The organism is Bordetella avium (assembly GCF_034424645.1).
In the GTDB taxonomy this organism is placed as follows: domain Bacteria; phylum Pseudomonadota; class Gammaproteobacteria; order Burkholderiales; family Burkholderiaceae_B; genus Bordetella; species Bordetella avium.
The window spans coordinates 1,516,065-1,540,924 of the sequence record NZ_CP139969.1 but is presented as its reverse complement, the minus strand read 5'-3'; the positions used below and the strand labels follow the sequence as shown (position 1 = coordinate 1,540,924).

Sequence of the window (24,860 nt, the reverse complement as noted above, 5' to 3'; positions counted from 1 at the left end):
CTAAGCTACTGAGATTGCTACATTGTCTCGCTGTCGCGTGGCTCGCTGCAAGTCTCGCACCTCGGGGCTTCCTCGGGTTCGTCGGCCGCCTGCAAACCCGCAGCGGGCTGGGAAAACAGATCCCAGCAAGCCACGAACAGGGCCGCGATCAAGGGGCCGATTACAAAACCGTTCAGGCCGAATAACGCCATTCCGCCGAGGGTGGAGATCAAAATCACATAATCGGGCAGCTTGGTGTCTTTTCCGACAAGAACCGGCCGCAAGACATTATCGACCATGCCAATGACCAGCATGCCGAACAGAATAAGCACCACGCCCTGCCAGATTGCGCCCGTTACCAGGAAGTAAATGGCAACAGGAAGCCAGATCAGCCCCGCGCCAACAGCCGGCAGCAAGGACAGAAAAGCCATGACGACGCCCCAAAGCAAGGCCCCCTGAATGCCCAATACCCAGAAAATAACCCCGCCCAGCGCACCCTGAATCGCGGCAACTGCAATATTGCCCTTTACCGTGGCGCGCACGACCGTCGTGAACTTGCGAAACAGATGCCGCTTGTACTCTTCCTCGAGCGGCAAGGCGAGCAGCAGCCGGCTCGACAAGATGGGCCCGTCTCGCAACAGAAAAAACAGCAAATACAGCATGACGCCGAAGCTCACGAGGAACTGCGCGGTGTCTTGCCCGACGTTGAGTAGCTGCGTGGCCATAAACTGGCTCAACTGCATGGCGCCGTTAGACAATTTAGCCTGAACACTGCCCAGCTCGGTGAGATCGAAACGGGCCAGCAGGCTATGCACCATCGGCGGCATAGCATTCATCACCTGCTGAAAATATAAACCGAAATCCACAGATCCAGAACGCATGCGCTGATAAAGACCCGCCCCCTCCTGGATGAGAGAACCGGTAATCAGGATCAACGGGATGATCGCCACCAGCAACACGACGAGCAGCGAAATAAAGGCCGCCAGATTACCGCGCGGCGCCAGGCGTCGCGCCAGCCTGCGGTGCAGCGGCGCAAAGACAACTGCAAGAATAGTCCCCCAGAACACCGCGCCATAAAACGGCCACAGCAACCAGATGAACGCGATAGAAACAGCAATCAGTAACGCGATAAAAGACCTGCTGTGCTGAAGGCGCTGTTGCATCGTAAGTGGTCCTAATTTGGGGCGTGATCCGCATTGTAGGTGCTGGATAGCCGCGGCGAGGCCAACATGGTAACAAGTCTTAGTCGTGCGGCCCGCTAAACCCATGGCGACAAATCGAAAACAAGGCTTGACAAAACAATAACTTAGCAATAAGATCGATAAGTTGGCACAATGCAGAATAGCTTGGCGCCCTTACTGTTCGTGAGTTTTACTGTTCGTAAGTTGCTCATGACGGTTAGGGGCAAGACTAGAAGCAAGGTTACAAGCACGATTAAAAGCAGTCGTGCTGGCGGAGCGTACGAAAGCAGTCCAGCCACCAGGTGAGCCCAACCAACAAGTGACCGGCCAGCAAGCTCAACAAACTACGAAAAATTGCACTGAGCTACGTAAAAACAAGGCGCAAAGCAAGGCCAAAGGCGCAAGACCGAACACACAAGGCAAAACGCGAGAGCACACCTTGGTTTTCAGACCAGCGTCCATATGTATAACGACGTTGTCGTTATAGACTGGCAAATTGAGCTATCCAATGTCTGCCGCCACGCCACTTAACACTGGCACCAGGCAGATGTGCACTGCAAATTTCAAGGGTGCAATACCCTGCAGTTGAGTCCTCCGGCGTGATAGCCGAAGAACCCGCATGAGGCTGCACTCACGCACCCGAGCCAAAACATGCGTCTCTTGAGTGTCCGATCACCCAGAGCGCCGGGCAAGAACCGCCCATCCTTAAATCTGGCAAGTATTTGCTGACGCCGTGTCAGCACCCAGGTTCTGCTGCTTGCCATCACGCAGATATTCGCCGGCCGGTGTGCCGCGCGTAACACCGAAGGGGACGTCCCTGCCCGCCCGCTCCTGCGGGCCAGCCGCCACATCCCTGCGGTTTACGGATATGCCTGACGCATATCCGTCCTGAAGTACGATGCCCGGATAACCGGAGCCGTGTTTCCATAAAACAACTTGAACGAGGAAAACATATGAATACGCAGTTCAACATTCGCAATCTGGTACGCCGACCCGCCCACTCCAAACTGGACGAAATGCCCATCAATGTGGGTGATGTGGTGCACCTCAAGCTGGCCGACGGCAAGGCGATTCGCGCCGCCGTCATTTTCAACGCGCCGATCAACGGCACGACCACCTACACGACTGAAATGATCCGCCCCTGCGGCACGACTCAGGGCGCGCGCATCCGTTTTCGCCATGAACATGTGCATCGCATCGAGCCGGTTGCGCCCATGCGCAAGCTCGACGCCTGAAACGTGTCCGGCGTGGTGTCGGCCGTGCTACATTGGCCGCGTCAAAATCGCCCGTTTCAGTCATTATGCCCCGCACCCTACGCATCTGGGATCTGCCCACCCGACTCTTTCACTGGGCGCTGGTAGCCTGCGTAACGGGCGCTTTCATCACCGTAAAGCTGGGCGGTCTTTACATGGATTGGCATGTGCGCTTCGGGCTGGTCACGGTCGGCCTGATCGCCTTTCGCTTGCTGTGGGGCTTTGCAGGCCCCCGCTACGCCCGCTTTTCTCAATTCCTGCGTGGTCCGGCCACGATCATCGCCTACCTGCGCGGGCGCTTGCGTACGGTCGGCCATAACCCATTAGGCGCCCTGTCAGTCATGGCCATGCTGCTGTCCATAGGCTTTCAGGCAGCAAGCGGCCTGTTCGTCAGCGATGACATCCTGATCCAGGGACCGCTCAACAGCTACGTCAGCGAAGGGGTAGCCAACACGCTCACCCGTCTGCACAAAGCCAATGAATGGATCATGATCATCTTGGTGGCCTTGCATTTGCTTGCCCTGCTCTGGTATGGCCTGGTCAAGCGCCAGCCCCTGGTACGCGCCATGATCACCGGCGACGCGCCTGCCTGCGAATTGCCCGGCGACGCCGCCCCGGCTCGCGACGACCTCACTCTGCGCCTGCGCGCCCTGGTCCTGGCGCTCTGCTGCGCCGCGCTGGTGCTCTGGCTCGACAGCCTGGAAACCCTCCCCAGCTTTTGATCCGAAACCGCCAGCCCAAAGCAAACGCCCCTTTCGGGGCGTTTGCTTAGAAACGGACAACCTAGTTTATTTCTTACGGTAGGCGTCGTGACAGGCCTTGCAGCTTGCACCCACATCACCAAATGCGGCGCGCACTTTGGCGAGGTCACCGCTATCTGCAGCAACAGCGAGTTTGTCGACGCTATCAATCAGACGCTGTTCCTTTGCCTTGAAGTCCGCCGCATTGGTCCAGATTTCAGGCTTTGCGTCGCCGCCTTCAGTACCCGGCCCGAAGGCCTGCCACGGCAAAGCTGCCAGCGTCTTGAGCACATCGACGTTAGCCTTGATCTGGGCGGCGTCATACGGGGCCTGACCACGCACCACCGGCTGCATGCGGCTAAACTGCGAAGCCATCACCGTCAGAGCGGCCTGGCGATACTTGATCGCGTCTTCGGGCTTGACAAACTGAGCGGCGGCTGGCGCGGCCACGGCCGCACAGGCCAGGGCAATGATGACGGTCAACTTCTTCATGGGTCTCTCCTGGGATGAACGGCGCCGGCAAGCTCGGAAGCGCGTTGCCAGCGTGCCGCCACTATACCGCCCGTGCGAGGCTGGCCGCCAGCCCTACATAGGAGCGCGGCGTCATATCCAGCAGCCGCTGCTTGGCGTCTGCCGGCAGTTCAAGACCAGCGATGAACTCGCGCAAGGCGGTTTCCGTAATGCCCTTACCCCGGGTGAGCGCCTTGAGTTGCTCGTAAGGCTGCGGCAGGCCATAACGGCGCATTACCGTTTGCACCGGCTCGGCCAGCACTTCCCAGCAGGCATCGATATCGGCGTCGATAGCGGCCACGTTGACTTCCAGCTTGTTCAGACCGCGCAGGCAGGCATCCCAAGCCACCAGGCAATAGCCCAAAGCCACGCCAAGATTGCGCAGCACGGTTGAGTCGGTCAGGTCGCGCTGCCAGCGCGACACCGGCAATTTATCCGAAAGGTGACGCAATACCGCGTTGGCCAAGCCGAGGTTGCCTTCAGAGTTTTCGAAATCGATCGGGTTGACCTTGTGCGGCATGGTCGAAGAGCCCACCTCGCCGTCCTTCAGGCGTTGCTTGAAGTAGCCCAGTGCGATGTAACCCCAAATATCACGATCGAGATCCAGCACGATGATATTGGCGCGCGCAATGGCGTCAAACAACGCGGACATCCAGTCATGCGGCTCGATCTGGATGGTGTGGCGGTTCTGGGTCAAACCCAGACCGGCCAACACCTTGCGGCTGAACTCGGGCCAATCGATTTCCGGATAGGCCGACAAGTGTGCGTTGTAGTTACCGGTAGCGCCGTTAAGCTTGGCCAGCGGCTCCACCGCTTCAATCGCGGCGATGGCCCGCGCCAGGCGGGCCGCCACGTTGGCGAATTCTTTACCCAGCGTAGTGGGACTGGCCGGCTGGCCATGCGTGCGCGACAACAGTGGCTGATCTGCGTTGGTCTGCGCCAGATCATTGAGCTTGGCAAACACTTCCCGCAGACGCGGCAACACGACCTGATCGCGGGCACGGCTGAGCATCAATGCATGCGAAGTGTTGTTGATGTCTTCGGAGGTGCAGGCGAAATGAATGAACTCCGCCGCCTGGGCCAGCTCGGCATCATCCGCGACACGCTCTTTGAGCCAATACTCAACCGCCTTGACATCATGGTTGGTCACACGCTCGATTTCCTTGATGCGCTCGGCATCCGTCTCGGAAAAGTCGCGCACCAGCTGCGCCAGACGTGCCCGGCCGCTCTCGGAAAAAGCCTTCAGTTCGGGCAGGCCTGCCTCTGACAAGGCCACCAGCCATGCCACTTCAACCTCGACCCGATGCGCCATAAAGCCTGCCTCGGACAGCAAACCCCGCAAGGCATCGCCGCGCGATGCGTAGCGCCCATCCAGTGGCGAAAGGGCATTGAGTTGGGTAAGCTGGTCGGCAATCTGCATGATCGGAAGAAAAATAGCGGTTAAAAGCGGATACCGATTTTATCATCTGCGCTTTTATAACGCCGAGCACGACCCTACCCCCCGCAGGAGCAGCACCGTCCTCCTGCTATACTGCGGCCGCTTTTTGACTACACCCCTGACCCCATGAAACTTATCGGTTCGCTCACCAGCCCCTACGTGCGCAAAGTCCGCGTCGTGATGGCCGAGAAAAAGCTGGACTACCAGCTTGAACTCGAAAATGTCTGGTCCCCCGATACGAAGATCCAGCAGTTCAACCCACTGGGCAAGATCCCCTGCCTGGTCATGGAGGATGGCGGAGCGTTGTTCGATTCGCGAGTCATCGTGGAATACCTGGATACGCTGTCGCCCGTTGCACGCCTCATTCCGCAATCAGGCCGCGAACGCGCCGCCGTGAAGTCCTGGGAAGCGATTGCCGACGGCGTGCTGGACGCCTGCCTGGCAATCGTCAAGGAAAAGCAGCGCGCGGAAGACCGCCGCAGCCCCGAATGGATTGAGCGCCAGTACGGAAAAATCCATGCAGCCCTGCGCGCGATGGACGGCAGCCTGGGAGACAACGTGCATTGCATGGGCGTGAACTACACCCTGGCCGACATTGCGGTAGGCTGCGCGCTAGGTTATCTGGATCTGCGTTTTGCCGATCTGAACTGGCGCGCCGATCACCCCAACCTGACGCGCCTGCACGACAAACTTTCTCTGCGCGCGTCCTTCGCCGAGACCAAGCCAGCCGGCTGAAGACGCCGCCTCAGGCCAAGAAGGCCTGCCAAGTCTTGGACAGCATATAGGCGGCCAGCAGAAACAACAGGCCGGCGAACACTTTTTTCAGCGTGGCGACCGGCAATCGGTATGCCATGCGGGCGCCCATCGGAGCAGTCAGAACACTGGTGCAGATCAGAGCCAGCAGCCCCGGCCAATAAATAAAGCCCAGCATTCCCGGCTGATCCACGTTTTCGGCCAAGCCCGAAAACACATAGCCTATGCTGTTGGCCAGCGCGATGGGAAAACCGAGGGCAGCCGACGTGGCGACAGCGCTGTGCAAGGCGACATTGCACCAGACCATGAAAGGCACGGACAGAAAACCGCCGCCTGCCCCCACCAGACCGGAAGCAAAGCCAATCACAGCGCCCACAGCGCTCGTGCCGGCGACGCCAGGCATCTGGCGGCTGGGTTTGGGCTTTTTGCTGCGCAGCATGTTCCAGCCAGAATAAGCCACGAAAACCGCGAAGAACAGTGACAACCAAGCTGTACTGATCGCCGCGAAGACCGCGCCCCCCGACAGCAGACCGCCGACGATAATGCCTGGCGCCATCGTCATGACGATCTTCCAGTTGATCGTTCCCTTCTTTTGGTGGGCATGCATACTGGAAAGAGAGGTAAAGAGAATCGAGGTCATGGAGGTGGCAATCGCCACATGCACAACGAGGTCGCCCGGCATGCCCTGCCAGGTAAACAGCATGGTAAGAAAGGGGACCAACAACATGCCCCCGCCTATGCCCAACAAACCTGCAGCAAAACCGACCAAGCCGCCCAGCCCGAGCAGGCAGATCATCAACGTTATGTCCATGCCTTATTCCCCTCTTTTTGATTTGATTTCTTCCCACCTTCCTGAAGGCGGGAGCACCACCACGTCAGATAATGATGCCTCCTCCCAGGCAAACATCGCCGTCATACAACACGGCCGACTGGCCCGGCGTGACAGCCCATTGCGCCTGCGCGAACGACAGGTCAAAACCGGCTTCATCGGCCCGCAACTCGCAGGGCGCATCAGCCTGACGGTAGCGGGTCTTGGCCGCATAGGCGCCCGCCGCAGGCGCCTCGCCATCGACCCAGTTCACATCCTGCGCACGCAGGGTATCCGATAGCAACCAGGGATGATCATGCCCCTGAACGACGTAGAGCGCGTTGTTCTTGAGATCCTTGCGGGCGCTATACCAGGCGTCGGCAGTACCGTCCTCACGCTGCTGGCCTTTAACGCCACCGATGCCCAAACCCTTACGCTGGCCCAAGGTATAGAAAGCCAGACCATGATGCTGACCCAAGCGTCTACCTTCCGGCGTCAGGATAGGGCCAGGCGCCGTCGGCAGATAACGGTTGAGAAACTCACGGAACGGACGTTCGCCAATAAAGCAAATACCCGTGGAGTCCTTTTTAGCAGCGTTATGCAGACCGATCTCATGCGCGATGCGGCGTACTTCCGTTTTGTGCAACTCGCCCAAGGGAAACAGGGTGCGCGACAACTGCGCCTGATTGAGACGGTGCAGGAAATAGCTCTGGTCCTTGGAAGCGTCGAGAGCCTTTAGCAACTGGAAGCGCTGCCCGCGCGCCGTATCGACCGCGCGCACCCGGGCGTAATGACCGGTGGCGATGTGCTCGGCCCCCAGCGACATAGCGTGGTCAAGAAAGGCCTTGAACTTGATTTCGGCATTGCACAGCACGTCCGGATTGGGTGTGCGGCCAGCCGAATACTCGCGTAGAAAATCCGCAAATACCCGGTCTTTGTATTCCGACGCGAAATTAACGTACTCGAACTCCACACCGATCAGGTCGGCGACACTGGCCGCATCCAGCAGATCCTGCCGGGTCGAACAATATTCCGAATCATCGTCGTCTTCCCAGTTCTTCATGAACAAGCCGACGACTTCATAACCTTGCTGCTTGAGCAACCACGCGGTGACCGACGAATCGACACCGCCCGACATGCCGACCACGACGCGGCCTTTCTTTTGTAATGTCTGAACCATGATGCCCCCTATTCTAATGCCGCGACGTCATCCGGCACCTGTTCTCCCGTGTTGCCATCAGGGTTGAACATCCTATTCGGGATCATTTAACCCTGCGCGTGTCCTGGGCTTTCGTGTATAAGAGATCAAGCCCTCCCAGGAGAAGCGTCGATGCGAATCGGGATACCCAAAGAGACCCGGGACGGGGAAACCCGTGTTGCGGCCACGCCCGAGACGGTTAAGAAGTATGTGACCGTCGGCCATGCTGTCGTTGTTGAGCAGGGCGCAGGGGAGCGGGCTCGCTACCGTGATGAAGATTACGCCGCCGCCGGCGCGAGCCTGACAGACCGAGCCGCCGCGCTTGGTTCGGAGCTTGTGCTCAAGGTGCGCGCCCCCGACGCTGACGAACTGCGCCTCATGCGCCGAGGTGCCGTGCTGGTGGGCATGCTGGACCCCTTCGACGCCGCCGGCCTGGCGCGCATCGCCGCCGCCGGGCTGACGGCTTTCGCGCTGGAGGCCGCGCCACGCATCACCCGGGCCCAAAATCTGGATGTGCTGTCATCGCAGGCCAATCTTGCGGGCTACAAGGCGGTGCTGCTCGCCGCGGACCACAGCACCCGGATCTTTCCCATGATGATGACGGCGGCGGGCACATTGAAAGCGGCGCGGGTTGTCGTGCTCGGCGCCGGGGTGGCCGGCCTGCAGGCCATCGCCACCGCGAAGCGCCTGGGCGCCATCGTCGAAGCCTCCGATGTGCGTCCCGCCGCCAAGGAGTAGATCGAATCCCTGGGCGCCAGGTTCATCGATGTGCCTTTCGAAACTGAGGAAGAACGCGATATTGCCCAAGGCAGCGGCGGTTATGCCCGTCCCATGCCTGCCGCATGGATGGCACGCCAGGCCGCGCTGGTCGCGCAACGCTGCCAGCAGGCCGACGTCGTAATCACCACCGCCCTCATTCCCGGCAGGCCGGCCCCACAGTTGATCAGCACCGACACGGTGGCCGGCATGAAAGCCGGCGCAGTGCTGGTCGACCTTGCCATCGAACATGGCGGCAATTGCCCGCTGACCGAAAAGGGAAGCGTCGTTGAGAAACACGGCGTCACGCTGATCGGCCTGCTTAACCTGCCGGGCATGCTGGCCACGGATGCTTCAGCGCTCTACGCGCGCAACCTGATGGATTTTCTCAAGCTCATCATCGGCGAAGACGCCGCGCTCAATCTGCGACGTGAAGACGATATCGTCGCGGCCTGCCTGGTCTGCCAAGACGGCCAGATCCTGCGGAGGTTCTGACATGGAAACGATCAGCCCCACCCTGATCAACCTGATCATCTTTGTGCTGGCCATTTACGTCGGGTACCACGTCGTGTGGAATGTCACGCCCGCCCTGCACACTCCTCTCATGGCAGTAACCAATGCCATCTCGGCCATCATCATCGTCGGCGCGATGCTAGCCGCCGCCCTCACCGAGGGCAGCCTTGGACGCGCCATGGGCGTGCTTGCCGTGACCCTAGCCGCGGTGAATGTCTTCGGCGGATTCCTGGTCACTCGCCGCATGCTGGAGATGTTCCGCAAGCGCTCCACCAAGGAGAACGGCCCATGATCTCGCTCAATCTGGTCACGCTGTTCTATCTGATCGCCTCGGTATGCTTTATCCAGGCGCTCAAGGGTCTTTCACATCCGGCCAGTTCACGCCGGGGCAATGCTTTCGGCATGGCAGGCATGCTCATCGCCGTGCTGACCACGGCTGCGCTCATCATCGGGCTGTCCGGCGACAATGGCGCTGGCGCTGGCGCTGGCGCCGGCCTTGGCCGGGTCTTGCTGGGGCTGCTGATCGGTGGCGCTATCGGCACGCTGATGGCGCGCCGCGTCGAAATGACCAAGATGCCGGAACTGGTCGCCTTCATGCACAGCATGATTGGCCTGGCTGCCGTAGCCATCGCCGTGGCCGTGGTGACCGAACCCCACGCCTTTGGTATTGCCGCAGCGGGTTCACCCATCCCCATGGGCAACCGCCTTGAGCTTTTCATCGGCACCTTTGTCGGTGCGATCACCTTTTCCGGATCAGTGATCGCATTCGGAAAACTGTCTGGGAAATATAAATTCCGGCTGTTTCAAGGAGCGCCCGTCACCTTTAAAGGGCAGCACTCGCTCAACCTGCTGCTGGCCATTCTGATGCTGGCTTGCGGCTTCTGGTTCATGGGCAGCCAGGCCTGGACACCCTTTGTGATCATGACACTGCTAGCCTTCATGCTGGGCGTGCTGATCATCATCCCCATCGGCGGGGCGGACATGCCCGTGGTCGTGTCCATGCTCAACAGCTATTCCGGCTGGGCTGCGACCGGCATCGGCTTCTCGCTCAACAACCCCATGCTCATCATCGCGGGATCTCTGGTGGGGTCTTCTGGCGCCATCCTGTCATACATTATGTGCCGCGCCATGAACCGCTCGTTCTTTAATGTCATTCTGGGCGGCTTCGGGGGCAAAACGGCGCAGGCGCCCAACGAGCAGATCCAGCGGCCCGTCAAGTCAGGCAGCCCGGAAGACGCGGCCTTTCTGCTGGCCAATGCCGAGAGCGTCATCATTGTGCCTGGCTACGGGCTGGCGGTAGCGCGCGCGCAGCATGCGCTCAAAGAGTTGGCGGACAAACTCGTGGCCAAAGGCGTTACCGTCAAATACGCGATTCATCCGGTGGCCGGGCGCATGCCCGGCCACATGAACGTGCTCCTGGCCGAAGCCGAAGTACCCTACGATCAGGTGTTCGAGATGGATGAAATCAACGGTGAATTCGGCCAGACGGACGTCGTGCTCGTGCTGGGCGCCAACGACGTCGTCAACCCAGCCGCCAAGAATGATCCGTCTTCGCCTATCGCCGGCATGCCCATTCTGGAGGCCTACAAAGCCCGCAACGTCATTGTGAACAAGCGTTCGATGGCCGCCGGCTATGCCGGGCTGGACAACGAATTGTTTTACATGGACCGCTGCATGATGATTTTCGGCGATGCCAAAAAAGTCGTGGAAAACATGGGCAAGGCAATAGATTAAGCTTGGCGTGGCGAACTCAGACGCTCATCAAGCACCTCGATCCAGTGATGCACGGGTATTCGAGTGCCCCCTTGCAAGTGGGCAATGCAGCCCATATTGGCCGACATGATGACATCGGTCTGGGCATCACTCAGTGCCGCGAGCTTACGATCACGCAAGGTCTGGGAAAGCAGCGGATTCAGGACTGAATACGTACCCGCCGAACCGCAACACAAATGGCTATCGGCAAAGGGCTGCAAGGTGAACCCCAGGTCAGCCAGCAACTGCTCGTTGAGCGCGCGCAGGCCCTGCCAATGCTGCAAGGTGCAGGGGGGATGAAACACAGCACGCGGCGCAGGCCCCAGACGCTCTGCCAACCCCTTCGCATGCGGAGCCAGCAACTCGGCCACATCCTTTACTCTGGACACCACAAACACCGCTTTATCGGCGTAGTCCGGATCATGGCGCAGATGATGCGCATAGTCCTTGACGGTACCGCCGCAGCCCGAGGCATTCATGACGATGGCTTCCACACCGCCCTCGTTCAACAACGGCCACCAAGCATCAATATTGCTACGCATCTGCGCCAAGGCGGCATCCTGCGCATCCAGATGAAAATTGACCGCGCCGCAGCAACCTGAGCCAGTCAGCAACATTGCGCCGACCCCTACGGCATCCAGCACCCGAATCGTAGCCGCGTCGATAGCCGGCATCATGCTTGCCTGCACACAGCCCAGAGGCATCAACACCTGCCGCGCATGACGCACTCCCTCAGGCACAGGCCCTGCCGGGCGACGCACGGGCACTTTTCGCTTGAGCGCCGCTGGCAGCATCGGCCTGACAGCCTGGGCCAGCCGCATCACGGGCCCGAACCAAGACGAGTTCATACTCTTGCGCAACAGCCTCCGACGCAAGCGGTCAGGCCAGGTACGGCGCACCCGCGCATCCACCACCTTGCGGCCCAGATCGATCAAATGCCCGTACTCGACCCCCGAGGGACAGGTCGTTTCACAGTTCCTGCATGTCAGGCAGCGATCCAGATGGGTTTGGGTCGCCTGGGTCGGCGACGCCCCTTCCATCACTTGCTTGATCAGATAAATCCGTCCGCGTGGACTGTCGCGCTCATCTCCCAACACCTGATAAGTCGGGCAAGTCGCGCTGCAAAAGCCACAATGCACGCAGCGGCGCAACATGGCGTCTACCTCCCGACCAAGATCCGTACCGCGCGCCCAGGAAGCAAGTTCGGTTTGCATCGAGATCCGCCTAGAGGTCCGGCGTCATGCGGCCAGGATTGAACAGACCGGCAGGGTCCAGCGCATGCTTGAGCCGGCGTGTAATCTGCGCCACGCCCGGCGCCATGGGATGAAAGACGCCGTCGTCCGGCACTGCAGCACCCCGGGCACGAAACAACGTGGCATGTCCGCCGGCAGCCTGTGCTACCTCACGCACCAGGCGGGCATCTTCGCGGGCGCTCAGCCAGCGCTGGCCACCGCCCCACTCCAACAACATCGGCCCGAGCGCCAACGGCGGCGAGACAGGAGCCACCGCAAGCCTCCAGAGTGGCGTGCCTGCCTGAAAAAAGACGTGCGTTTGCTCGCGGAGAGAACGCCAGAACGTCCTGGCCTCGACGCTTTCCAGCACTTCGCCCCCCATGCGCCCTCGCGCCGCCTGGAGCGCGACGGGTGCGCCTGATAGGCGCGCCAGCCATCGCCCCCCCTCTCCTGCCTCGGTGTCGGGAACCCATGCACTGGCCGTTATAGGCAGCGGCAGCGCACGCCATCTCGCGAAGCACTGCAAGGCCTCTGCCTGCGAAGCCTGCCCCTGCAAGGTCAACTCGGCTGCCGGCAGGGGCACGACCTTGAGCGAAACCTCCACGATGGCACCAAAAATACCGAGCGAGCCGCTCAACAGGCGCGAAACGTCATAACCCGCCACGTTCTTCATGACCTCTCCGCCGAACGAGAGCCAGCGGCCCTGCGAATCAAGCAAACGGGCGCCCAGCACATAATCCCGCACGCCGCCGCTGGCGACGCGGCGCGGACCAGCCAGCCCTGCCGCGACACAGCCGCCCACCGTTGCGCGATCATTAAAATGCGGAGGCTCAAACGCCAGCATCTGGCCCCGATCGGCCAAGATAGACTCCAGCTCGGCGAGCGGCGTCCCCGCTCGCACAGTCACCACGAGCTCCGATGGGTAATAGCTCACGATGCCGCGATAGGCCGTCATGTCGAGTACGAAATGACTTTCGCGCAACGCAGACGTATTGCCATAAAAGTGTTTGCTGCCGCCCCCGGCGATGAACACCGACTTATGGGCCGCATGCGCCGTCAAGACCTGATCGCACAACTCCGCCAGCACAAACTTCATCAGCGGGCCTCAGAAACGAGCCAGATCGGGAAAGCGCAGCGCACCTGCATGCACATGCATCTTGCCGTACTCGGCACAGCGCGCCAGCGTCGGAATCATCTTCTCGGGGTTTAACAAGCCAGGCGGATCGAAGGCGCGCTTGACCTCGAAAAAAGCGTCCAACTCCTCACGCGAAAACTGCACGCACATCTGATTTATTTTCTCTATGCCCACGCCGTGCTCTCCCGTCACGGTACCGCCGACCTGAACACACAATTCGAGGATGGCCGCGCCGAACTTGTCGGCCCGCTCCACCTCTTCCGGCTTATTGGAGTCGAACAGAATCAGGGGGTGGAGATTCCCATCGCCCGCATGGAAGACATTGGCGCAACGCAGGCCAAACTCGTCTTCCATATGCTCGATGGCATTGAGCACCTGGGCCAGATGCCGGCGCGGAATCGTGCCATCCATGCAGTAATAATCTGGCGAGACGCGTCCCGCCGCAGGAAAGGCGTTTTTGCGGCCGGCCCAGAAGCGCAAACGCTCAGCCTCGGACTCGGACACCTGAGATCGTGTTGCTCCCGCCGCCCGGAATACCTCTTCCATGCGCCCGATCTCGTGCGCGACCTCTTCTGGCGTGCCGTCAGACTCGCAGAGCAATATTGCCTGCGCGTCGAGATCGTAGCCGGCCTGCACGAACGGCTCGACCATATGCGTGGCTTGCCGGTCCATCATTTCCAGACCAGCAGGGATAATGCCCGCGGCAATGATCTGGGTTACGGCATTACCCGCAGCCTCCACACTGGCGAAGCTGGCCATCACCACCTGTGCGCAGGCCGGCTTGGGTATGAGCTTGACCGTGACCTCGGTCACGACCCCCAACATACCCTCGGAACCGATAAACAGAGGCAGCAACTCGGGCCCCGGCGCATCAGGGGCATCGCCGCCCAACTCCACTACCTCGCCGTCAATTGTCACCACCCGCAGCTTGAGCACATTGTGTACGGTAAGCCCATACTTCAAACAGTGCACGCCACCCGCATTCTCTGCCACGTTACCGCCTATCGAACAGGCGATCTGGCTGGAGGGATCGGGTGCGTAATAAAGACCGAACGGTGCGGCAGCCTCCGAAATGGACAGATTACGCACCCCCGGCTCGACGACGGCTACACCGGCGTCAGGATCAATGCGCTTGATGCGATTAAGCTTGGACAAACCGAGCAGCACACCCTGCTTATGCGGCATCGCGCCGCCCGACAGGCCCGTACCCGCACCCCGGGCCACCAAGGGCACATTCAAGCGTTTACAGACTCGTAATACCTGGCACACCTGCGCCTCGGTTTCGGGCAGCGCCACGACCGCCGGCAGCGCACGATACAAAGACAGGCCATCGCACTCATAAGGCCGCGTATCCTCCTCGCGGTACAGCACACAGTGATGCGGCAGAACAGTCCGCAAGACCTGAACCAGCTCGCGCTGAGAAAACGGCGCCTGGATAGGGCTCAGGCCGGCTGCAATGAGTGGAGTCATGAAGGAAAGATAGCCTGAGCATCTGCTTTGATCATGCCGGGACTTACCCGCAGACGGGCCCAGTGCCCAGCGTCTACATGCAGCCCATGACCGAGCTTTTCACCAAACGCTAGACCTGACACGCAAAAAAAAAGCGCCCATCGGGGCGCTTGCAGATTAAACCCTAGCTTGTTACCAGGAAAAAATCTTGCCGGGGTTGAGAATATTGTTGGGATCGAAGGCATGCTTCAGGCTGCGCATCAGGGCGAGGGCATCCTCGCCATGCTCCTCGACCATGAACTGCATCTTGTGCAAACCCACGCCATGCTCGCCAGTACTCGTGCCATCGGCAGCAATCGCACGACGAACCAGGTTGTGGTTGATGGTCTCGGATTCCTGCCACTCGGCCTCGCTTTCGCTGTCCAGCAGCATCAGCACGTGGAAATTCCCATCTCCGACGTGGCCTACGATGGTGTACGGGAAGCTGGCGCGATCCAGCTCATCGACGGTGTCACGCACGCAATCGGCCAGGCGCGAAATCGGCACGCAGACATCGGTCGTGCTGGCACGGCATCCCGGTCGCAATTGCAGGCCGGCGAAATAGGCATTGTGTCGCGCCGTCCAGAGACGGTTGCGATCCTCAGGCCGTTCCGCCCATTCGAAATCCATGCCGCCATGCTCGGAGGTGATGGCCTGCACGGTTTCGGCCTGTTCCTGCACTCCCGCCGGGCTGCCGTGGAACTCGAACACAAGCATGGGCGTTTCGCGCAGCGTCAGCTTACTATAGAGATTGACTGCCTTGACGGCTGCCGCATCCATAAACTCGACTCGCGCGACCTGCACACCCATCTGGATGATTTCTATAACGCTCTGTACGGCAGCGTCCAGATTGGGGAAATTGCAAACGGCGGCCGACACGGCCTCTGGTTGCGGATACAACCGGATCGTAACCTCCGTGATGATCCCCAGCGTGCCTTCGCTACCCACGAAAATGCGCGTGAGGTCGTAACCGGCGGAAGACTTGCGCGCCCGGCCAGACGTACGCACGATGCGGCCATCGGCAGTCACCACCGTAAGCGATACGACGTTCTCGCGCATGGTGCCGTAACGAACCGCATTGGTGCCTGAAGCGCGCGTGGCGGCCATGCCACCCAGACTGGCGTCGGCGCCCGGATCGATTGGAAAGAACAGGCCCGTATTGCGGATTTCTTCGTTAAGCTGCTTGCGCGTCACGCCGGCCTGCACCGTCGCAGTAAGGTCTTCGGCATTGACCGACAGCACCTGATTCATCTGCGAGAGATCGAGGCTGATGCCCCCCTGGATGGCCAACAACTGACCCTCCAGCGACGAGCCGGATCCGTAAGGAATCAGAGGAACGAGATATTCATTACAGACACGGGCAAGCTCAGCTACCTCTTGCGTCGTGTGCGCGAACACAACGGCATCCGGCAACATGGGCGGGTAAGGCGACTCATCCCGGCCGTGATGCTCGCGCACAGCGGCCGACACCGAAAAGCGATCACCGAAAATCGCCTTCAGCGCATCCAGGCAGGCAGCAGGCACAGGACGACGCAGGGATTCGGGATGCGAGGGAGCATTCATGACTGAGAAGTGTATGAGGTTATAAACAGGCTTATTCTACGCCGCAGCACCTCAAATGATATAGAGGGAAGCCACTGCCCCGAAAAGAAAATACTTTGACGCTGCCCATCCCGGATTTCAAGAGGCCTTTCAAAACTGAAGCTGCAAAAAAACCCGGCCATGATGACCGGGTTTCCTTGCAAGCCTTAGCATTCATTTTCCGCTGGCAAGTGCAACACGGCGGCGCTGACGCACACCCTGCGCCAGGCGCTCCAGCGTCTGCACGGAAGTATCCCAATCAATGCAGCCATCCGTAATGCTCTGGCCATAGGTCAGCGCCTGGCCGGCTAACAAATCCTGGCGCCCGCCGACGAGATGGCTCTCGATCATGACGCCGACAATGCGCTGATCACCACTCTCCATCTGGCGAGCCAGATCGTCAGCCACCAAGGGCTGGTTCTGCGGATTTTTGCTGCTATTGGCATGACTGGCGTCCACCATCACGCGTTGCGCCAATCCGGCTTTGGACAGGTCCTGGCAGGCCGCGTCGACACTGGCGGCGTCATAATTGGGCGTCTTGCCGCCGCGCAGAATGACATGGCAGTCCTCGTTGCCCGCCGTGGAAACGATGGCGGAATGACCACCCTTGGTCACGGACAGGAAATGATGAGGTTGTGAAGCGGCCTTGATGGCGTCAACCGCGATTTTCACATTGCCGTCCGTACCGTTTTTAAAGCCCACCGGACACGACAGACCCGAGGCCAGTTCACGGTGCACCTGACTTTCCGTAGTCCGCGCCCCAATTGCGCCCCAGGCAACCAGATCCGCAATGTATTGCGGGGTGATCATATCCAGGAATTCGCAGCCGGCAGGCAAGCCCATGCTATTGATCTCAAGCAGCAACTCTCGGGCGACGCGCACACCCTTATTGATGTCGAAGCTGCCATCCAGGTTCGGATCATTGATCAAGCCCTTCCAGCCCACCGTGGTGCGCGGCTTTTCGAAATAGACCCGCATCACAATTTCGAGGTCCGCAGACAGTTTGTCGCGCAAGGGCTTAAGGCGACTGGCGTATTCCAGTGCGGCGCGAGTGTCGTGAATCGAGCACGGACCAATGACGACAATCAAACGATCATCCATGCCGTGCAGAATCCGATGCATGGCATTGCGCGAGGAAAATACGGTTTCGGAGACGTCCTTGCTGCAGGGGAACTCGCGCATGACATGCGCGGGCGGGGTCAGCTCTTTGATTTCACGGATGCGAAGGTCGTCGGTATTGTGTGACACGGTGATGCTCCAGGGGTGATGGCTAAGGCTTGCTAGGGTCGTAGCCGAAAACCCACCAGGCTGACGGCAACAAAAAAGCCGCCAATTACGCTGGCGGCTTTTTCGGGGGGATTCTGTACTAGGTTGAGCGCGTCCCTTCCTCCGCCAGCGGCTTCAGAAAACCATAAAAATAAAAGTAAAAAGCGGGGGACGCGAATTTCATAGTGAAAAACTCTAGCACAAAAAAAAAACGTCCGTCATCCAGATGACTGTTTATCGGACGCTCAGGCAGTACCTCCGACCGTCAGACCGTCCATGCGCAGCGTCGGCATGCCCACGCCGACCGGCACGCTCTGGCCCTCTTTGCCACAGGTGCCAACACCGGAATCCAGGCGCATGTCGTTGCCGATCATGCTCACACGATTCATGGCGTCTGGACCATTGCCGATCAAGGTTGCGCCCTTGACGGGGTAGGTGACCTTGCCGTTTTCGATCATATAGGCCTCAGACGCCGAGAACACGAACTTACCGCTCGTGATATCGACCTGCCCACCGCCGAAATTGACGGCATACAAGCCTTTTTTCACGGAAGCGATGATCTCTTCGGGCACCTTGTCGCCGCCCAGCATATAGGTGTTGGTCATGCGAGGCATAGGCAAGTGCGCGAAGGATTCACGCCGACCATTGCCGGTGGCCTGGGTTTTCATGAGGCGCGCATTTAGGGTGTCTTGCATGTAGCCGCGCAGAATTCCATCTTCGATCAACACATTGCGCTGGGAAGCATTGCCCTCGTCGTCAATGTTGAGCGAGCCGCGCCGGCCCTGCAAGGTACCGTCATCGATGACCGTGACGCCTTTAGACGCCACACGCTGACCGATACGCCCAGAAAAGATGCTGGACCCCTTGCGGTTGAAATCGCCCTCAAGACCATGCCCAACGGCTTCATGAAGCAGGATGCCGGGCCAGCCCGAGCCCAGCACGACCGGCATTTCCCCGGCAGGCGCCGGACGAGCCTCAAGATTCGTCATGGCTTCGTGAACCGCCCGCTCAACGTAATCACGGAGAATTTCGTCGGAGAAATAATCCAGGCCACTGCGGCCGCCGCCGCCTGCATGGCCCATTTCACGGCGTCCGTTACGCTCGGCGATCACGGTCAGTGACAGACGCACCAAAGGCCTGACATCGGCGGCAAGACGGCCATCGCTACCCGCAACTAGTACGACGTCATACTCCGCGCCGAGGCCCGCCATGACCTGGATGATGTGCGGATCGCGCGCGCGCGCCAGGCCTTCCAGACGTTCCAGCAGGGCGACCTTATCGGCGGCACTCAGGGTGGCAAGCGGATCGATATCGGCATAGAGGCTGCGACCGTCATCAGCCGGACGATAAGCCGCCACCTTGACCTTGCCTGCGCCTTGACGCGCAATCCCTCTCACCGTGCGGGCCGAAGAGAGCAAGGCTTCCGGCGACAGGGAGTCGGAATAGGCGAAAGCGGTTTTCTCGCCGCTGATCGCACGCACACCCACGCCCTGCCCGATCGAAAAACTGCCCGTTTTGACAATACCCTCTTCCAAGCTCCAGCCTTCGCTGCGCGTGTATTGGAAGTAGAGATCCGCGTAATCGACCTTATGGGCAAATATTTCTCCCAAAGCCCGCGCCAGATCGGCTTCGGTCAGACCCCAAGGGTCAAGCAGCAGGGATTTGGCGGTAGCCAGGGATTGAATCGCGGGATCGATCAGTTTCATGGAGTTCCGTATCTATGGCCCGGCGGCGACAGGCGATCAGAAAGGCCCGCGCTCCGCCGAAGCGTTCAGCCTATATCGTAACGCCGAACCGCCAGCCGGGGGAGCCAGCCGGGCAAGAAATGCTGACAATCCATGACGCAAAATAGTTCATTTTGGCAGGCTAAAAAACCACGCCCAACTCATCATATGACCCGAGAAAACTGCGCGCACAACAAACTCGTAGCATTTTTTATTACGACATATCGCCGCATAAAACCTAGAACTGACTGCGGCCCCTTCTAACCTTTCTGACTAAAAAGTGAGGGAACATCCTTCAAAAATAAAATATTTTCTTATCGGAACCCTGAACAACAGACGCTGTCGAAGCTGACGGAACGGCTATGGTTCTGATTCTGTCGTTCCGCTGACAGAAATGTTCGAGTCCTGAAACAATTACCCACTGCAAAATTCAAAGACTGATGGTGATAATTTCTGTATTATTGAAAAGCAACAAGACCATATAACAAGCAAGCCGGCGAATCAAAGTCCATTACCAGGAACAAACATGCCCCGAGAGACTTACGCAGCACAGCAAGCCAAGATCGAAAAAGAAATCAGCCGACTCCAAAAGCGTGCCGAAGCCCTGCAAACGCGGCGGCGCAAGCCGGTTATCGCTTCGATTGTGAAGTCGATGCGTGAATACAATATCACCCCCGAAGAGATCATCGCTGCGCTGGGTAGTGCCAAATCAACGCGTGCAGCCGCTCCTCGCCGCAAAGCGACGTCCGATGGCTCCAAAAGAGCCGTCGCTCCGAAGTATCTCCACCCGCAGACCGGTGAAACCTGGAGCGGACGAGGCAAAGCGCCGCGCTGGCTGGTTGCAGAAGAAGGCAACGGGGCCAGCCGCGACAGTTTTCTCATTAAATGATAATGTGGCAAAAAAAAAGCGCACCTGAAAGGCGCGCTTTTTCTATTTAGGGACGCATTATTAATTTAGTGGAAGTTCGACTTCCCTTTCCGAACCATTATTGCCCGGAAAGTTATCGAATATCGCCTGCACCAGATAGGGCATGGCACGCAGCAGATCTTCACGCTGGCTGACAATATAGGCCGTGGAGCGATAGACCTCAGCATTCCCCTTGGCGGCATCCTTGATCTGCAAGCTCAGGTCATTACGGAAAGCAAGGGTGGGAACATCTACCCACTCTGGCCCCCAGAAAGGCCCTCCCCCGAATGGCCCACCCCAGCCACGCGGACCATAATAGCCATAGCCCGCTGAAAAAAATGGATCATAGGCACGGCGCACCATGATCTGGGTTTGCTTGGAACCGTAGGTAAAACTGACCGTGAAGCGGGCTTTCTGACCGTCGCGCGCTTCGACTAGACCGGTCGGGCCGATACCCGCACGAACCATATCCTGGAAAGACTGATATTCCAGATTGTTTACCTGAGCGGCGTTGGCCGGCTCAAAACGATAGGTCTGCCCCTCGACGCCCTGCGGCCATTGCTGAAACGATGTCACCCTGGCGGCGACGGTAGGCGCCGCGCATCCACTGACCAGCGCGGCCGCCAAAAGGCTGAACGACACTGCCGTCAAACGCCCCCACCGGACCGCACCCAAAACACTCGACATATCGGGACTCCTCGGACTTGCCTCGCAATCATAGTTGGACATGGCCAAAAGCAGAAAGGTTTCTGGTATCCATGTAAGACTTGTGTATCGTCGTCGCCAGGCTGGCAACTACTACAATAGTGAGGTTCTCGACTGTCTACACAAGGGATGCCATGCGCACCGATACGCCGGTCACCGTTTACCGCAAAGATTATCTTCCCTACCCTTACGCCATTCCCGAGGTTGCGCTCAGTTTCGACCTTGATCCGGAAAGCACGCTGGTCACATCCCGCTTGCGCCTAGAGCGCAAGCCCGAGGCAGCCGTCGATGCCCCGCTGGAACTGGACGGCGAAGAGCTGGCGCTGCAATCCCTGCGCGTGGACGGCCAGGACTGGACGGACTATCAACTCGACGAGCAGCGGCTGGTCATACGCGGCCTGCCGGCACTATGCACGCTGGAAATTGGCGCGCGCTGCCGTCCTTCGGCCAACTCGTCGTTGATGGGCCTATATGTCTCAGGGGGCAATTTCTTCACGCAATGCGAGGCCGAAGGCTTTCGCCGCATCACTTGGTTTGCCGACCGGCCCGATGTGATGTCGCGCTACCGCGTGACCCTGCGCGCCGACGCGCGCTATCCGGTGCTGCTCTCCAATGGCAATCTGCTGTCCACGCGTCAGTTGCCCGACGGCCGCCAGGAAGCCCAGTGGGAAGATCCCTTCCTGAAGCCCTGCTATCTGTTCGCCCTGGTGGCGGGCAATCTCACGCACCGGGAAAAACAGGTGCGCACCCGATCCGGCCGCGAGGTCCTGCTTCAGGTCTATAGCGACCCGGGCTCCGAGTCGCGCACCGCCTGGGCGCTTGAGTCGCTGGAGCGCGCCCTGCGCTGGGATGAAACCCGTTTTGGCCTCGAGTTGGATCTTGACCGTTTCATGGTCGTCGCCGTGCGCGACTTCAATATGGGCGCCATGGAAAACAAGGGCTTGAATATTTTCAATGCGGCCTATGTGTTGGCCGATCCGCAGACCGCCACCGATGTCAATTACGAAGGCATCGAATCTGTGATCGGGCATGAGTACTTCCATAACTGGACCGGCAACCGCGTCACCTGCCGCGATTGGTTTCAACTGAGTCTGAAAGAGGGCTTGACCGTTTTTCGCGACCAGGAATTCAGCGCCGACATGATGGCGCATGGCCTGGACCCTGCGGCGGCGGCCAGCGCCCGCGCGGTCAAGCGCATTGACGACGTCGCCACGCTGCGCGCCGCGCAGTTCCCGGAAGATGCCGGGCCGATGGCCCACCCCATCCGCCCCGACAGCTATCAGGAAATCGGCAATTTCTATACCGCCACGGTTTATGAGAAAGGCGCCGAAGTCATTCGCATGCAGCACACCCTGCTAGGCGAAGCGGGTTTCCGTGCCGGCATGGACGAGTATTTTCGCCGTCACGACGGCCAAGCCGTGACCTGCGATGACTTCGTTAACGCCATGGACTCGGTCTACCAGCAATTGAATCCGGGCCGTGACCTGTCCGTGTTTCGCAATTGGTATCGTCAGGCAGGCACGCCACGCGTAGCTGTCACGCTGCACCAGGACGGCGACCGCCTGACGGTCACGCTCAAGCAGCATTGCGCACCGGTTGGCGTCGAAAAGCAGGCCGGCGTCAACGCGGTCAAGCAGCCTTTTCATATTCCCTTCGCCTTCGGCCTGCTGGATCGCCAAGGCCGTCCTCTGTCGCTGAAACTGAACGGCGTCGAGATCGGCGAGACTGCCCTGCTCGAACTGCGTGAAACCAGTAAAAGCTGGGTTTTCGAGGATGTGCCAGAGGGCGTGCTGCCTTCCCTTTTGCGAGGCTTCTCAGCACCGGTCATCGTCGAGTACAACTGGACAGAAGCCGAACTCGCACTGCTCTGCGCCCACGATAGGGACCCATTCGCCCGCTGGGAAGCCGGCCAAGAACTCGCCAGCCGCCAGTTGCTGGCCTTGGCGGCCAGCCACCAGGCGCAACAACCCTTGACCGTAAATCAGGGCTTTATCGCTGCCTGGCGCACCCAACTGACGGACCCGGCGCTAGACGCTGCTTATCGGGCGCGTGCCCTGGCGCTGCCCGCAGAAAAAACACTGGCGGAGCGTATGCCTGCCATCGATCCGCCCGCGCTGGCCGTGGCGCGCGATTTTCTGCGCGCAGAGCTGGGGCGCCAATTGGCTGCCGAATGGCAAGCGATATTTGAAGCCAATCAAGAGGAAGGCCCCTACAGCCCGGCTCCGGGCCCGGCAGGGAAACGCGCCTTGAAGAACCTGGCCCTGGCGTATCTGATGGCGAACGAGTCGGCGCAGGCCCTGCGCCTGGCGCAGCATCAATACGATAACGCCGACAATATGACCGACAGCATGGCGGCTCTCGCTTGCCTGGTGAACTACGCGCCGCGCCCCATCGCTCAGGCCGCACTCGATCATTTCTATGCCCGCTGGCAGAACGACCCCTTAGTGGTGGACAAGTGGTTCACGCTACAGGCGGCCGCCCGCTCGTCGGGCCTGCCGGAAATCCGCGCCCTGATGGCCCACCCCGCCTTCACGCTGCGCAATCCCAATCGCGCTCGCGCCCTGGTGTTCCAGTTCTGCCTCAACAATGCGCGCAGCATGCATGCCGCCGATGGCTCGGGCCATGCTTTCTGGGCGGAACAGGTGCTTGCGCTGGACGCTTTAAACCCTGAAATCGCCGCACGCCTGGCTCGCGCGATGGACAACTGGTCACGCTTCACGCCCGCGCTGCGTGGCAGTATGCAGGCCGCATTGCAAGGCGTGCGCAGCCACGAAGGGCTATCACGCAACGTCACCGAGATCGTATCTAAAGCACTGGAATTCTCCGCCTAGGAAACCGCATGAAACGTAAAACCCTTACCCAATATCTGGTCGAGCAGCAGCGCTCGGCCCAGGCGCTCGCGCCCGAAGTACGCCTGCTGATCGAAGTCGTGGCGCGCGCCTGCAAGGCCATCAGCCATGCGGTCGGCAAAGGTGCGCTGGGCGGCGTGCTGGGCAGCCTCGAAAGTGAAAATGTCCAGGGCGAAGTGCAGAAAAAGCTGGACGTCCTGTCCAACGAAATTCTGCTGGAAGCCAATGAATGGGGGGGCCATCTGGCGGCCATGGCTTCCGAAGAAATGGAAACCATCCATCGCATACCCAACCGCTACCCCAAGGGTGAATACCTGCTGCTGTTCGATCCGCTGGACGGCTCGTCCAACATTGACGTCAACGTGTCGATCGGCACCATTTTCTCTGTCCTGCGCGCGCCGCATCATGTTTCCGGCGCCGAAGTCAGCGAGGCAGACTTCCTGCAACCCGGTCGTGATCAAGTCGCCGCCGGCTATGCCGTGTATGGTCCGCAAACCATGCTGGTCCTGACCATTGGCCAGGGTGTGGTGGGCTTCACCTTGGACCGCGAAATGGGTTCCTGGGTACTCACGCACGAGAAAATCAGCATTCCCGCCGATACCAAAGAGTTCGCCATCAACATGTCGAACATGCGCCATTGGGATGCGCCAGTCAAACGCTATATCGACGAATGCCTGGCCGGCAAGACCGGCCCCTTGGGCAAAGACTACAACATGCGCTGGATCGCCTCGATGGTAGCGGACGTGCATCGCATCCTGACCCGTGGCGGCATCTTTATGTATCCCTGGGATGCCCGCGAACCGGGCAAGGCAGGCAAACTGCGCCTGATGTATGAAGCCAATCCGATGAGCTTTATCGTCGAGCAGGCCGGCGGCGCCTCCATCAATGGCACTCAGCGCATTCTGGATATTCAGCCCGAGCAACTGCACCAGCGCGTGAGCGTCATTCTTGGCTCAAAGAATGAAGTCGAACGCGTGGGCCGCTACCACAGCGAAAGTCTAACCTGACATCTTCAGGCCAGCCCCCGATAGTCCGGGGATTAAGCGCCCTCGAGCCTGAATCGGCTTTCTAGCGCCCTCCCCTCGACCGCAA

The 24,860-nt window shown here is 59.7% G+C and carries 20 protein-coding genes and 1 pseudogene; 9 read left to right on the top strand and 12 right to left on the bottom strand.

What is annotated here, in order from left to right; translation table 11 throughout:
- Positions 1 to 17: 17 nt before the first annotated feature.
- On the bottom strand, positions 18 to 1,142 hold the full coding sequence (locus U0029_RS07370) for an AI-2E family transporter (protein WP_012417802.1): 1,125 nt from the start codon (positions 1,140 to 1,142) through the stop codon (positions 18 to 20).
- A gap of 971 nt (positions 1,143 to 2,113) precedes the next feature.
- On the opposite strand from U0029_RS07370, the gene U0029_RS07365 reads away from it, so the two are divergent.
- Positions 2,114 to 2,395: a hypothetical protein gene (locus U0029_RS07365; protein ID WP_012417804.1), complete on the top strand. Its 282-nt coding sequence runs from the start codon at positions 2,114 to 2,116 to the stop codon at positions 2,393 to 2,395.
- A gap of 65 nt (positions 2,396 to 2,460) precedes the next feature.
- Positions 2,461 to 3,135 (top strand): cytochrome b/b6 domain-containing protein, encoded by a 675-nt coding sequence (locus U0029_RS07360; RefSeq protein ID WP_012417805.1) that lies wholly within the window; start codon positions 2,461 to 2,463, stop codon positions 3,133 to 3,135.
- 66 nt (positions 3,136 to 3,201) lie between these two features.
- On the opposite strand, the gene U0029_RS07355 is transcribed toward U0029_RS07360, so the two are convergent.
- A complete protein-coding gene (locus tag U0029_RS07355; protein WP_012417806.1) occupies positions 3,202 to 3,645 on the bottom strand; it encodes a c-type cytochrome in 444 nt (147 codons plus the stop codon).
- Positions 3,646 to 3,706: 61 nt separating this feature from the next.
- The gene (purB, locus tag U0029_RS07350; protein ID WP_012417807.1) at positions 3,707 to 5,083 is read right to left on the bottom strand and encodes an adenylosuccinate lyase; all 1,377 of its coding nucleotides are present in this window, start codon (positions 5,081 to 5,083) and stop codon (positions 3,707 to 3,709) included.
- A gap of 144 nt (positions 5,084 to 5,227) precedes the next feature.
- Between purB and U0029_RS07345 the strand changes: the two genes are divergently transcribed.
- Entirely contained in the window at positions 5,228 to 5,836 is a 609-nt protein-coding gene (locus U0029_RS07345) for a glutathione S-transferase (RefSeq protein ID WP_114851943.1), read from the top strand.
- A gap of 10 nt (positions 5,837 to 5,846) precedes the next feature.
- Here the strand turns inward: U0029_RS07345 and U0029_RS07340 are convergent, their stop codons facing one another.
- Positions 5,847 to 6,665: a sulfite exporter TauE/SafE family protein gene (locus U0029_RS07340; RefSeq protein WP_039051376.1), complete on the bottom strand. Its 819-nt coding sequence runs from the start codon at positions 6,663 to 6,665 to the stop codon at positions 5,847 to 5,849.
- Between the two features lie 64 nt (positions 6,666 to 6,729).
- Positions 6,730 to 7,842 (bottom strand): tRNA 2-thiouridine(34) synthase MnmA, encoded by a 1,113-nt coding sequence (gene mnmA, locus U0029_RS07335; RefSeq protein ID WP_012417810.1) that lies wholly within the window; start codon positions 7,840 to 7,842, stop codon positions 6,730 to 6,732.
- Positions 7,843 to 7,992: 150 nt separating this feature from the next.
- On the opposite strand from mnmA, the pseudogene U0029_RS07330 reads away from it, so the two are divergent.
- From U0029_RS07330 to U0029_RS07320, 3 genes and pseudogenes are all read left to right on the top strand, one after another.
- Positions 7,993 to 9,111, top strand: a pseudogene (locus U0029_RS07330) (Re/Si-specific NAD(P)(+) transhydrogenase subunit alpha).
- 1 nt (position 9,112) lies between these two features.
- Positions 9,113 to 9,421, top strand: coding sequence for an NAD(P) transhydrogenase subunit alpha (locus U0029_RS07325; protein WP_012417811.1), 309 nt, complete (start codon positions 9,113 to 9,115; stop codon positions 9,419 to 9,421).
- Positions 9,418 to 10,863, top strand: coding sequence for an NAD(P)(+) transhydrogenase (Re/Si-specific) subunit beta (locus U0029_RS07320; protein ID WP_114851942.1), 1,446 nt, complete (start codon positions 9,418 to 9,420; stop codon positions 10,861 to 10,863). The genes U0029_RS07325 and U0029_RS07320 overlap by 4 nt, the downstream gene beginning before the upstream one ends.
- Here U0029_RS07320 and glcF read toward each other — a convergent pair.
- From glcF to tldD, 6 genes are all read right to left on the bottom strand, one after another.
- Positions 10,860 to 12,095, bottom strand: a complete 1,236-nt coding sequence (gene glcF, locus U0029_RS07315; RefSeq protein WP_012417813.1) for a glycolate oxidase subunit GlcF — start codon at positions 12,093 to 12,095, stop codon at positions 10,860 to 10,862. The two genes, U0029_RS07320 and glcF, sit on opposite strands and share 4 nt — an antisense overlap.
- A gap of 10 nt (positions 12,096 to 12,105) precedes the next feature.
- Entirely contained in the window at positions 12,106 to 13,209 is a 1,104-nt protein-coding gene (gene glcE / locus U0029_RS07310; RefSeq protein WP_012417814.1) for a glycolate oxidase subunit GlcE, read from the bottom strand.
- 9 nt (positions 13,210 to 13,218) lie between these two features.
- Positions 13,219 to 14,718, bottom strand: coding sequence for an FAD-linked oxidase C-terminal domain-containing protein (locus U0029_RS07305; protein WP_012417815.1), 1,500 nt, complete (start codon positions 14,716 to 14,718; stop codon positions 13,219 to 13,221).
- 171 nt (positions 14,719 to 14,889) lie between these two features.
- Positions 14,890 to 16,299 (bottom strand): FAD-binding oxidoreductase, encoded by a 1,410-nt coding sequence (locus tag U0029_RS07300; RefSeq protein WP_012417816.1) that lies wholly within the window; start codon positions 16,297 to 16,299, stop codon positions 14,890 to 14,892.
- Positions 16,300 to 16,491: 192 nt separating this feature from the next.
- The gene (gene aroG / locus U0029_RS07295; protein ID WP_039051374.1) at positions 16,492 to 17,565 is read right to left on the bottom strand and encodes a 3-deoxy-7-phosphoheptulonate synthase AroG; all 1,074 of its coding nucleotides are present in this window, start codon (positions 17,563 to 17,565) and stop codon (positions 16,492 to 16,494) included.
- A 263-nt stretch (positions 17,566 to 17,828) separates the two neighbouring features.
- A complete protein-coding gene (tldD, locus tag U0029_RS07290; protein WP_012417818.1) occupies positions 17,829 to 19,289 on the bottom strand; it encodes a metalloprotease TldD in 1,461 nt (486 codons plus the stop codon).
- 544 nt (positions 19,290 to 19,833) lie between these two features.
- On the opposite strand from tldD, the gene U0029_RS07285 reads away from it, so the two are divergent.
- Positions 19,834 to 20,196 carry an H-NS histone family protein gene (locus tag U0029_RS07285; protein ID WP_012417819.1) on the top strand — a complete coding sequence of 121 codons (363 nt, stop codon included), beginning with the start codon at positions 19,834 to 19,836 and terminating at the stop codon, positions 20,194 to 20,196.
- Positions 20,197 to 20,256: 60 nt separating this feature from the next.
- On the opposite strand, the gene U0029_RS07280 is transcribed toward U0029_RS07285, so the two are convergent.
- A complete protein-coding gene (locus U0029_RS07280) occupies positions 20,257 to 20,901 on the bottom strand; it encodes a DUF4136 domain-containing protein (RefSeq protein ID WP_012417820.1) in 645 nt (214 codons plus the stop codon).
- A 152-nt stretch (positions 20,902 to 21,053) separates the two neighbouring features.
- On the opposite strand from U0029_RS07280, the gene pepN reads away from it, so the two are divergent.
- Positions 21,054 to 23,750, top strand: coding sequence for an aminopeptidase N (pepN, locus tag U0029_RS07275; RefSeq protein WP_114851941.1), 2,697 nt, complete (start codon positions 21,054 to 21,056; stop codon positions 23,748 to 23,750).
- Between the two features lie 8 nt (positions 23,751 to 23,758).
- A complete protein-coding gene (locus U0029_RS07270) occupies positions 23,759 to 24,775 on the top strand; it encodes a class 1 fructose-bisphosphatase (protein WP_012417822.1) in 1,017 nt (338 codons plus the stop codon).
- Positions 24,776 to 24,860: the final 85 nt, after the last annotated feature.